This window comes from Bartonella sp. AA86SXKL (assembly GCF_042196885.1).
Map to the genome: position 1 here is coordinate 1 of NZ_JBHIRE010000091.1, position 334 is coordinate 334.

A 334-nucleotide genomic window follows, 5' to 3' on the forward strand; every position below is an offset into this window, starting at 1 on the left:
AAAGCTCACAATATTGGCTTCACGCCTTGTGCGCGGTATATTTTCGTCTAAAAGCCAATCGAGCACATTAAAATTTTTTGTTAAGAGCGAATTGGGATCGAGAATAATAACATTTCTATTGCCCATTTTTTTGCGCGCAAACTTGACCATGGGTGCAATTTCTGTTGAAGGATCAAGGCAAACAATAGGGCCTGTGTAGGTTAGACAGGTTGGAACCACTGTGCTTGTTGTTTTATATCCACCAGAACCGGCGAAAAAAATCATGTGCGTTGAACCAAAATCAAGATTAAAGGTCAGCAAAGGGGCTGTTCCACCCTTGCCCCATGTTGTTTTA

Annotated in this window: 1 protein-coding gene; it reads right to left on the reverse strand. The window is 41.6% G+C overall.

Going from position 1 to position 334, the window contains the following annotated elements; translation table 11 throughout:
• Positions 1–334: type IV secretory system conjugative DNA transfer family protein (locus ACFIO5_RS09995; RefSeq protein ID WP_375705316.1), on the reverse strand; the 334-nt coding region annotated here is incomplete at both ends.